At 35.6% G+C, this 11649-nt stretch carries 8 protein-coding genes; all 8 read left to right on the forward strand.

Annotation, left to right across the window (positions count from 1 at the left end):
* Window positions 1–148 precede the first annotated feature (148 nt).
* Window positions 149–1750, forward strand: coding sequence for a response regulator (locus tag RTP52_RS04190; protein ID WP_312104890.1), 1602 nt, complete (start codon window positions 149–151; stop codon window positions 1748–1750).
* Window positions 1747–2790, forward strand: coding sequence for a substrate-binding domain-containing protein (locus RTP52_RS04195; RefSeq protein WP_312104887.1), 1044 nt, complete (start codon window positions 1747–1749; stop codon window positions 2788–2790). The genes RTP52_RS04190 and RTP52_RS04195 overlap by 4 nt, the downstream gene beginning before the upstream one ends.
* A gap of 323 nt (window positions 2791–3113) precedes the next feature.
* A complete protein-coding gene (gene chvE / locus RTP52_RS04200) occupies window positions 3114–4205 on the forward strand; it encodes a multiple monosaccharide ABC transporter substrate-binding protein (RefSeq protein ID WP_312104884.1) in 1092 nt (363 codons plus the stop codon).
* A 168-nt stretch (window positions 4206–4373) separates the two neighbouring features.
* On the forward strand, window positions 4374–5915 hold the full coding sequence (mmsA, locus tag RTP52_RS04205) for a multiple monosaccharide ABC transporter ATP-binding protein (RefSeq protein ID WP_312104881.1): 1542 nt from the start codon (window positions 4374–4376) through the stop codon (window positions 5913–5915).
* A 3-nt stretch (window positions 5916–5918) separates the two neighbouring features.
* Window positions 5919–7097: a multiple monosaccharide ABC transporter permease gene (gene mmsB / locus RTP52_RS04210; RefSeq protein WP_312104877.1), complete on the forward strand. Its 1179-nt coding sequence runs from the start codon at window positions 5919–5921 to the stop codon at window positions 7095–7097.
* Between the two features lie 272 nt (window positions 7098–7369).
* Window positions 7370–8521 (forward strand): YecA family protein, encoded by a 1152-nt coding sequence (locus RTP52_RS04215; RefSeq protein WP_312104874.1) that lies wholly within the window; start codon window positions 7370–7372, stop codon window positions 8519–8521.
* 480 nt (window positions 8522–9001) lie between these two features.
* Entirely contained in the window at window positions 9002–10105 is a 1104-nt protein-coding gene (locus RTP52_RS04220) for a PRK06851 family protein (protein ID WP_312104872.1), read from the forward strand.
* 198 nt (window positions 10106–10303) lie between these two features.
* Window positions 10304–11584: a helix-turn-helix transcriptional regulator gene (locus tag RTP52_RS04225; protein WP_330694305.1), complete on the forward strand. Its 1281-nt coding sequence runs from the start codon at window positions 10304–10306 to the stop codon at window positions 11582–11584.
* The last annotated feature ends 65 nt before the right edge of the window (window positions 11585–11649 follow it).

Raw genomic sequence — 11649 nt, forward strand, 5'->3', positions numbered from 1 at the left:
GAGAATTTCTAAGGCGCCAAAAGACGCCGCCTAAGAAATTCTAAAAATTCACACTAGACTTTGTTTGTGTTGCTTTTAGCGGCATGTTTTCAAGTGCAAGTTTGTGTATGCGCTGCGCACACAAGCTTGGGCAGAAATGGAGAAAATCATGTATAAAATTATGCTAGCAGATGATGAAGGAATTGTAATTGAATCGTTGAAATACATTATCAAACATAATTTTGGGGAAGAATGTACGGTAGAGTTTGCAAAGACTGGACGTAATGCGATTGAGCTTTCAGAAACCTTTCGACCAGAGATTGTGATCATGGATATTAAGATGCCTGGGATTAATGGTATTGAAGCGATGAGAGAGATTAAGAAATATTTTCCTGGCATGATATTTATTGTAATGAGTGCATATGATAAATTTGATTATGCGCAAGAGGCAATAAATCTTGGTGTTTTAGATTATTTACATAAACCTGTGAGTAAAGAACGAATTGTCGAAGTTTTGCGAAGGGCTATGCAACTCATTGATGGGGAACGAAAGAAACGTAGTAAGGAATTAATGATACGAGAAAAGATGGAAGCAGTCATACCAATCCTTGAAAATGGATTTATATATACCATTTTGTTACAAGAATTTGAAAGAGAAGATTTTGCTAATTTTAAGAACTTACTTGAAATCCCCTATGATTATGGCTATATGATGGTTCTTGACTGTGGAGAAGAGCAGATAGGTTCTCAAATGACCAATGCCATTGGAACCAGTGTTAGTATACAAACTCATTACAAAGAAATAAGAGAATATATCCGCGGTGTTATTGAATTAGGAGTTGTGGGGCCAGTTATGGCGAATAAAGTAGTGATATTCATACCATATGAAGATATGACTATGGGTTATGAGGAGCGAATTCGAGTAATTGAACAGGCAAGAGCTATAATTCGTCAGTTAAAAAGCCATATGGATATCCGTTTACGAATTGGTATAGGTTCTGTCTATTTTGTGTCCGATGCAGTGAAGTCTTATAGTGAGGCTCTTAAATCATTGCTTGAAACGACAGGTTCGGTAGCCCATGTGGATGATTTACCATTAACTTGTGGATATGAAGAGGATTATCCGATTGTAATAGAAGAAGCAATCTTTGAAGCAATACAAAAAGGAGATGTAAATCTTGCAGTCACCTCTACCCATCAATTTTTTGAATGGATGGTAAAGACTTATCCGGATTGTATGACAGATATTAAATTAAAGGTGCTTGAATTTGTGTTATGGGCAGAACATATTGCCTATGAGAATGGTGGAATGACTTATGAATTTCGTTCCAGAAGAGACTACTTACCAACCATCGTAGAAATTGAGCAATACGATGTACTTCGTCTTTGGTTTACAGAACGAATTGAAAATGCATGTCGGAATGTGGAGACTAAGAAAAAAGTAACTTCGGTCAGTACCGTAGAGAAGGCAAAACTGTACATAAGGGAAAATTATCAGAAAGATTTGTCATTAGAAGAAGTATCAAGGCAAGTGGATATTAGCCCCTATTACTTTAGTAAGGTATTTAAAGAAGAAACAGGAACTAATTTTATTGACTATCTTACGGAACTTCGGATGTCAGTCGCGAAGCAATTACTTCTTGAGAAGGAACGAAGTATGAAAGAAATCGGTATTATGGTAGGCTATAGTGATCCAAATTATTTTAGCAGATCGTTTAAGAAGAATATTGGTATCACACCAACCGAATATAAGGAGGGAGGGGGAGCTTGAAGAAAAGGATATCATTACTATTCTTAAGTTTTATTCTTTTACTCCCTGGATGCAGTAAAGGTCTTCGGGAAATAGAAGAAACCAAGGAGGAGGAACCAAAAAAAATACAAATTGGAATGAGCTTTGATTCCTTTGTGATTGAGAGATGGCAAAGAGATCGTGATGTATTTGTTGCAACTGCTAATGACTTAGGAGCAGAAGTCAATGTTCAAAATGCTAGTGGGGATGTGAATGAACAAGTTCGGCAAATAGAATACTTTATTGAAAAACAAATGGATGCGATTGTAATCGTTGGAATTGATTCCGAGAAACTTTCTGAAGTTGTAAAAAAGGCGAAGGAAAAAGGAATTAAGGTAATTGCATATGATAGGCTGATTAAAAATGCAGATGTTGATCTCTATATTTCCTTTGATAATGAAGCGGTTGGGAAAATGATGGCGTCTGCATTTGTCGAGAACGGGTTAACCAAAGGTAAAGTACTTATGTTTTGTGGTCCGATGACAGACAATAATGTTTCTATGATTGAAAAAGGATTTCAAAGTGTCATCAAAGAACATGATATTGAGATTCTAGACATACTGCATGCGGATAATTGGAGAGCAGAGGAAACTAAAAAGTATGTGAATGAACATATCGATGTAGTAAAAGAGGCAGATGCCATTATGTGCGGTAACGATGGTCTTGCAGGACAAACGATTTATGATTTGGCAGAACTTAGATTGGCAGGGAAAGTCATGGTAGTTGGACAAGATGCAGATCTTGAGGCATGTCAAAGAATCGTGGAGGGAACGCAGTTAATGACCGTTTTTAAGCCAGTTGCAAAACTTGCACAAGCGGCAGCAGAGGATACAATAAAGCTAGTGTTAGGCGAAGAGCTAGGCGCTACCTCTATGATGAATGATGGAAGCTACAATGTTCCCTATATTGCGCTTGAAACTGTTGCTGTAACTGCGAAAAATTTAGAAGAAGTAATCATTAATAGCGGATTTCATCTAAAAGAGGATGTATATCTGAATGTTCCAGAAGAAATGCCAAAATAAGTACCGAATAACCTAGAAAAATTTAAGCAGGAACAAAATCATCACAAAAAAGTACTATATGTTCTTTCTAGAGTGTAGCAATTCGTAAAAATATGCTGATGGTCGCAATCTAGTCCTAGTTGCCCTATGATATAGTAAAAGTATGAAAAAGGTTCTTCAAGCTTTTTAAAGCTCAAACTTTTAAAATTCTTCAAACTTTTTAAAGTTCCTCAAACCTTTTTAAGGTTTTTATACTTTTAAAGTTTTTAACTTCCAAAGTTTAGAGCTTTTTTAAGTAAGTTTTTCATGCTTTTAAAATATTAAAATTGGTAGGAGGAACAAGGATGAAAAGAAAAATGTTTTGTTTACTTTTATGTCTCGTGATGGTTGCCTCACTTGTAGCAGGTTGTGGTACTAAGTCAACATCTGGAGACGGTGCGGCATCTGGAAAAAGTTCTGACAAATTAATTGGTGTTGCAATGCCAACAAAGGATTTACAACGTTGGAATCAAGATGGATCCAATATGGAAAAACAATTAAAGGATGCTGGTTATGAAGTTGATTTGCAATACGCTAATAATGACATCCAGACTCAGGTATCTCAAGTAGAGAATATGATATCCAATGGCTGTAAGTTATTAGTAATTGCTTCGATTGAGGGAGATTCTTTTGGAACCGTACTAGCACAGGCAAAGAAGAAAGGTATCTCGGTTATTGCTTACGATCGTTTACTCATGAATTCCGACGCAGTTTCCTACTATGCAACCTTTGATAATTATATGGTTGGTACAAAGCAAGGAGAGTACATAAAAGAGAAATTAGGTCTTGAAACAGCAAAAGGCCCATTCAATCTTGAGATTTTTACTGGTGATCCAGGTGATAATAATGCAAGATACTTCTACGGCGGAGCTATGGATGTGTTAAGACCATATGTTGATAGCGGTGTTCTTGTTGTAAAATCTGGTTCTGTTGATTTTGAAAAAGTTGCTACTGCAAACTGGAATACTGAGATTGCACAAAATAGAATGGACGCGATTATCGCTTCCTATTATGCAGATGGGACGAAACTAGACGCAGTTCTTTGCTCCAACGACTCTACAGCACTTGGTGTAACCAATGCATTATCAGCTTCCTATAAGGGAGAATGGCCAATCGTTACTGGACAGGACTGTGATATTGCCAACGTTAAAAATATGCTTAATGGAAAACAATCCATGTCAATCTTTAAAGATACTCGTACCTTAGCATCTCAGGTTGTTAAGATGGTTGATGCGATTATGAAGGGTGGAGAAGCTCCAGTCAATGATACAAAGAGTTATGATAATGGAAAAGGTATTGTACCTTCCTATCTATGTGAACCAGTATTTGCAGACTCTACGAACTATAAGGAATTGCTAATTGACTCCGGTTACTATACAGAAGATCAGTTGAAATAAAGAAAGATAAGTAAAAGTACTTGTCAGGACAGCAATAAATTTCGAAACGGTTGGAGTTAAGCTACTAAGGGAAGAAAGAGCTTATCCCCAACCGTCTTTTTAAGTATTTCGTAGTTTTTCTTGTAATCTTTCTATGGTAAGCACACTGATTTAAAGGAGAGGAAAAGCTTGGAAAACATAATATTAGAGATGAGAAACATAACTAAAACATTTCCCGGAGTTAAGGCATTAGATAATGTTAACCTAAAAGTAAAAGAGGGAGAGATACATGCGCTTGTAGGTGAGAATGGTGCCGGAAAATCGACCTTAATGAATGTACTTAGTGGTATCTACCCTTATGGTTCGTACGAGGGAGAAATTATATATCAAGGAGAGTTATGTAAGTTCTCAAAAATAAAAGATAGCGAAGAAAAAAGAATTATTATTATTCATCAGGAATTAGCACTTGTTCCTTATATGAGCATTGCGGAGAATATGTTTCTTGGGAATGAACGAGGAAAACCTTACGCAATCAACTGGAACGAAACCTATGGTTATGCGGATGAATTGCTTAAAACTGTAGGATTAAAGGATTCTTCAAGAACCCTAATAAAAGATATCGGAATTGGTAAACAACAATTGGTCGAGATTGCCAAAGCACTTTCAAAGAAAGCGAAACTATTAATCTTAGATGAACCGACCTCGTCATTAAATGAATCGGAATCAAAAAGTCTACTTGATTTATTAATATCTTTAAAAAAAGAAGGAGTGACATCAATCCTTATCTCTCATAAGTTAAATGAGATTTCTTATGTAGCAGATAAGATTACGATACTTAGGGATGGTGCAACCATTGAAACGCTAGATAAATCAAAGGATGATATCTCGGAAGAACGTATAATTAAAGGAATGGTAGGCCGTGACATGACGGTACGCTTTCCAAAACGTAATTCACTTATTTCAAATGAAAATGTTTTAGAAGTTAGTGACTTTACAGTACATCACCCGATGACACCAGAACGTAAAGTAGTAGATCATGTTAGTTTAACTTTAAAAAAAGGTGAGGTAGTAGGTATTGCAGGACTTATGGGTGCCGGTAGAACAGAACTTGCTATGGGGCTGTTTGGAAAATCTTATGGTAGAAATATATCAGGAAAAGTTAAGATTAACGGGAAAGATGTAACACTTCGTAAGGTAAAGGATGCAATTGAGAACAGGCTTGCTTATGCAACGGAGGATAGAAAAGGCAATGGCTTAATACTAAGCAAATCGATTGCAATGAATACTACATTATCAAGCTTAAAGAAAGTTAGCTATAGAGGAGTATTAGATAGGGACAAAGAATATGAGGTGGCAAGTAATTATAAAGAAAAGTTAAAAACCAAGTGTACAACAGTTTGGCAAAATGTCGGAAACTTAAGTGGTGGTAACCAGCAGAAGGTTTTACTTGCAAAATGGATGTTTGCAAATCCAGATATCTTAATTCTTGATGAACCTACTAGAGGAATTGATGTTGGTGCAAAATATGAAATTTACTGTATTATTAACGAATTAGTTGCAGAAGGAAAATCCGTCATATTAATCTCATCTGAATTACCAGAAATTCTTGGGATGTGCGATCGAATTTATGTCATGTGCGATGGTAAGATGGTTGGAGAACTAGGGAAAGAAGAAGCAACCTCTGAGACTATCATGTCATTGATACTGAAAGCTAGCAATAAAGGAGCGTGAGCTATGGATAAAGCAAAAGTAATAAATTTTACTAAAAAATATACAATGATTATTGCATTAGTATTGGTTACTATGTTCTTTTTCATAAAAACAGGAGGTAAAATCCTGTGGCCGCAAAATGTGAGCAACCTGATTTCTCAGAATGCGTATGTATTTGTACTAGCATCTGGTATGTTGTTTTGTATCTTAACTGGCGGTAATATTGATTTATCCATTGGCTCGGTCGTTTGTTTTGTAGGCTCCATCGGTGCCACGATGATGGAGACAAAAGGATTAAATTTTGTTGTATCAATTATCATTATGATAATTTTCGGATTATTAATTGGAGCATGGCAGGGATTTTGGATTGCGTATGTTAGAATCCCACCATTTATCGTAACTTTGGCTGGTATGCTAGTATTTCGAGGGTTATCAAATGTCGTATTACAGGGACAAACCGTACCGCTTACGAATCAAACTTACATAAAGTTATTTGGCGGTGGTGCAGACTGTTATGTCCCAGATATTTTTGGTATGAAGGGTTTTAACTTAACCTGTATGCTATTTGGTATTCTTATATGTAGTATTTATATTTTGTTACAATGTAAGAGCCGTATAAACAAAACGAGAAAGGGCTATGAGACAGAAGCATTACATACAATGCTACTCAAAGTAATTGTAATCTGCTTGGCTATCTTAGCATTTTTCTTTCGTCTTTCTCAATATGAAGGTATTCCAACCGCTTTAATTTGGGTATTAATTGTAGTTCTTGTGTATGGCTATATTTCATCCAAAACAACCGTGGGTCGTCACTTTTACGCCGTTGGTGGTAATGAAAAGGCAACAAGGCTTTCTGGCATTAATACAAATCGTGTCTATTTTCTCGCCTATTTAAATATGGGATTCTTATCAGCGATTGCTGGTATGTTAACGATTGCAAGATTGACTTCAGCACAACCAACCTATGGAGCGAACTATGAGATGGATGCTATAGGTGCCTGCTTTATTGGAGGGGCAAGTGCTTATGGTGGTATTGGTACGATTCCTGGGGTAATTGTCGGAGCGGTCTTAATGGGTGTGATAAATCTTGGCATGAGTATTATGAGTGTAGATGCAAACTATCAAAAGGTTGTAAAAGGCTTAGTGCTTCTTGCTGCAGTAATTTTCGATGTGGTTTCAAAGCGCGGAGAGAGAAAGGCATAATTTATAGTTTGGAGATATAACTTATTAAAGCTATACTTAATCCGGTATGAAACAAAAAAATATGGAATTAATAATGAAATTCCAATAATTAGGACAGTGTAAGGATTGACTATAGAGCTAACTTATGCTATTGTTTTTAACGGTAGTAACACCGTTGTAGAGGCGTTACGATTCGCTCTGCGAAATTAGAATAGAAGAAAATGAGGGAGAAGATAGAACTTCCTCATTTTTACGTTAGGAATAGGCTTAGCCTGAGGATGAGAGGAGTAACAATGAGTTCAAATAGTAATATACCCCAGATGAAGGAGAATTTAACAAAACTGGTAAATGGAAAAAATGAGGTAACACTCTCAGAGTGCCTTTCTTATAGTACCCGTGATGATTTAGTACAGATGGCAACAGAGAATGGCTATGCATTGAAAAAAAGCTTACGCAAACAAGAGATGATCGATGTTTTAGTAAGTGAAATTACCAAAGCGTTTACCGCTATGCTAGATGGTATGATTATGGCTCAATTCGAATCAATCATTTTTGCATTACGGTCCCACCAGACTATGATTATGCCTCCGGATAATCTATACTATTTAACAAATCGCGGTTTTGTTTATTGGATGGCAGCAGGTAGTAAAAGTGAGGAAGCGCCAACCTTATTATTTCCAAGTGAGTTAATACAATTAGCTCTTGCCTTCTTTACAGAGGAGGGGATGTTGGAGGTAACTGAGCGTGAAACAATTCATGTAATGCTTCAAGCGATGTGTAATCTATATGGAACATTTCCTGTTAAGCTGGTGCATGAGCTTTATCAAAAGTATAATGAAAGTACCAAAATGAATGAAAACGTATTAGTAGAGATTCTTAAACCTTCGTTAGATCGTTTTCAAGAGTTTTATCTGATTGGTGACCATATAGTGCCTGATTTCTTGATGGAGGAAGAGGCATATCAAACGATATTAGGTCAGTCAGAAGGTATGGAGTATTACATACCAACATTTGAGGAACTGCTTTATTATGCTAGTCATGAAGTGGATGAAGAATGTGAACTATACAAAGAAGTTTATTCTTTCTTCCAAACAAAGATTAAGGATAACAATACACTTGATAAGCTTATGAAAGGCTTGGGATGTCTTTGTGTACAAGATGCTACGCCTAGCTATATGATGAGCGAGGTAAATAATACGGGTGTTATTTTTGAAGATATTGAGGAAGCGAATCAATTGCTATGCTTATTGACTGATTTATCAAATCATACAATTAAGTGGGTGTATAAAGGGAATACACCAGTTGCAATTGGAAAATTAAATGCCTATCCAAACCCTCTTGCCCAGAAGAATGTACCAATCATTAAGGATGAACCTAAAGTATATCCAAACGATCCATGCCCTTGTGGAAGTGGGAAAAAATATAAGAAATGCTGTGCGAGATAAAATTAAGAGCCTAAAATGAGGAGTACCGAAAGAGGAATTAACCATCTTTCGGTACTTTTATATTATGAAGATTTAGCAAAGTTAAAATAACAATTTCACCTTATATATTTTATCATATTTGCTTTCGTTATGCTACCTTATGTTGTAATATTTTAGTTTCCATATGGAAAATTGATACCTTTTGGGATAAGTTAAATTATAAAACAATAATGATGTCTATTCTTAGTTGCTAATGTCTACGAATGGAGATTTATTATAAATACATTTATAGTGATTAAATATCGTCCGTGCACGATACAAAATTGATTACATAGTATATTATGAATAAAATTTAGACTGTATAGATTTGTGCATATCTAAAGATGCGCAAAAATGCATAGATATGGGGATAAGAGTGTAGGATATTCACTAAGTGGTTTGTATTTACGATGTGACCACGAACTTAAAATGTGCAAAGGCTGTACAGTAATGAGGTATATTATGCTAGGAAAGCTAAAACATTATTTTGCTTGTGGAAATACTGCGAGAGGTTTTCAGAACTTTTTTGAATCAAACCTGGCAGATTTGAAAAAGGTTTATATATTAAAGGGTGGCCCTGGTACAGGTAAATCTACCTTAATGAAGCAAATTGGTACTCAATATAGAAAAAAAGGATATGATATTGAATATATTCATTGCTCTTCGGATCCAGATTCTCTTGACGGAATGATTGTCAGATCTCTATCCTTTGGAATTGTAGATGGAACAGCTCCACATGTGATAGAGCCAGTGGTTCCAGGTGCGGTGGAGGAGTATGTGAATTTAGGGGTTGCATGGGATACTAAACTTCTAAAAAGAGCAACCCTTAATATTAAGGATATAAAGGAACAAATTTCAGAGTGCTATATGAATGCATTTGAGAGATTTGAAAAAGCATTAGAGATTCACGATGAATGGGAGCAGATTTACATTCAAAATATGGATTTTGCAAAAGCAGAGGAGTTAGGAGATTACTTATTAGAAAAAATATTTTCCTCTGTGGAATCCAAAGAGATGGGAAAAATCTATCATCGATTTATGGGGGGTTCCACACCTTTTGGAGCGATGGATTATGTAGAAAATCTGACGGAGGGGTTAGGTACTAGATATTTTATTAAAGGACGTCCAGGCTCAGGAAAATCAACAATGTTAAAAAAGCTTTTTAAAAAAGCAGAGGAATTAGGCCTTACAACAGAAGTTTATCACTGTGGATTTGACCCAAATAGTTTAGATATGCTCATTTTTCCTGAACTAAGCCTGTGTATTTTTGATAGTACAGCACCTCATGAGTACTTTCCAACGGATGACCATGATATCATTATTGACATGTATGAAGAATGCATCAAGCCAGAGACTGATGATAATAATTCTGAAGTGTTGGAAGACATTAAGAAAAGATATAAAGAAACGATAGATGAGGGAATATCATATTTGTCAAAAGCAAAAGCTTTGCACGATGAGTTAGAGCAATATTACATTCGTGCAACTGACTATGAGGTAGTGAATGTCATTATTGGAGATTTAGTTGAAAATATTGAAGATCATATGGAGCAGGGGAACAAGTAAAAGCCTATTTCACGAGCTTTTCATTAACATGAATTAGTAAAAGACACGCATCGTAAACTTTTCTTATGCTACTACTATTATGAACCGCCCTGTCAACTTGCATGGGCGGTTCTAATTAGCAACAGCCTTTTTATCTGTTGAATTATCATAAAAAGTTAATTATGATAGAGATAGAGAAGGGGTGGTAGTTTGAAATCTGTGATTGGTGCAAAAATTAGAATGGAGCGCCTTAAATTAAATTATTCGCAAGAAGGATTATGTAAGGATATCTGTACTGTTTCTTATCTATCAAAGATAGAACAAGGACAAGTTGAAGCAGGAGAGAATATTGTTCAGTTATTATTTCAGAAACTTCATATAAACTTTCATATGGACGAAGAGTTTTTAAAAGAAGCTGGTAAATTGATTGATAATCTTTATGATGAGTTTTATTCTTTTGAAGACATGAAACTATTATTACAGGAATTGAAGCAGAAAAAAGAGGATTATTTAAATAGCCCGTATTTACTTGATACCCTATTATTTCTCGAGTTGGAATCACAACAAGAAGGGGAAGAGTTAAATCCCTATGTTACATGTATGGAACAAAAGCAATACGAGGTTTACCTTTATATTCAATGTTTAAAAGGGATCGATAAGTCGCAGGATTTATTACACCTTAATCCGAATGCATATTATACAACACAGCTAGGGATCATGCGATGCCAAAAAGGGCAATATGTCGAGGCACTAGAACTATTATTAAAAGGTTATGAATTATGCGCAAATGAAGGTTATGTGAAAGGAATGTTAGATGCACAGAGTTTCTTAGGCAATAGCTATGCGGGATTAAATAAAAATGAGTTGATGCTTCGTAGCTACAAGGTTGCAGCCCGTATCGCAAAATCATTGAAGGATGACAAATTTATTAGAACTATAAATTACAATATCGGAGCTGCATTGTTAGAGTGGAATCAGGTGCAGCAAGCAAAAGAGTACTTAGAGCAGTGTACTGATGGAAGCATATTATTTTATCAAAAATATGCGATTTGTCTCGAAAAATTAGGGGATTACGAGCAGGCGGGGAAGATATTACAAAAAGGTTTTTTGAAGCTTCAACAAGCAATAGAGGCGGAAGAGGAATTAGAACAGAAATCAAAAGAGGAAGCAAAAGAGGAAGCAAAAGAGGAATCAAAAGAGGAATCAGAAGAGAAAGCAAAAGAGGAATCAGAAGAGAAATCAAAAGAGGAATCAGTAGGGGAATCAAAAAAGACATTACATGCTTGGAAGAAGATGTATGAAGTAGTGGATTATAGACTAACCCATAAAGACTATATCAATGAGGATATATACGAAGAATTATTATATGACTGTATGACATATTTAAAAGAGTTTTTACCAGTTGGTTATGTAAAGTTTCATGTTCCATATTATGTTGAAGTGTTAGAAAAAAAACGCAGATATAAGGATATTTATAAGCTATTAAAGGGATTTTCCTAAAATATAACGATATATGCGACTAAGATGGTTATTTGAGTAGTGATTTTCTCAAATATACCGTCTTT

This window comes from Lachnoclostridium sp. (assembly GCF_031997925.1).
In the GTDB taxonomy this organism is placed as follows: domain Bacteria; phylum Bacillota; class Clostridia; order Lachnospirales; family Lachnospiraceae; genus Lachnoclostridium.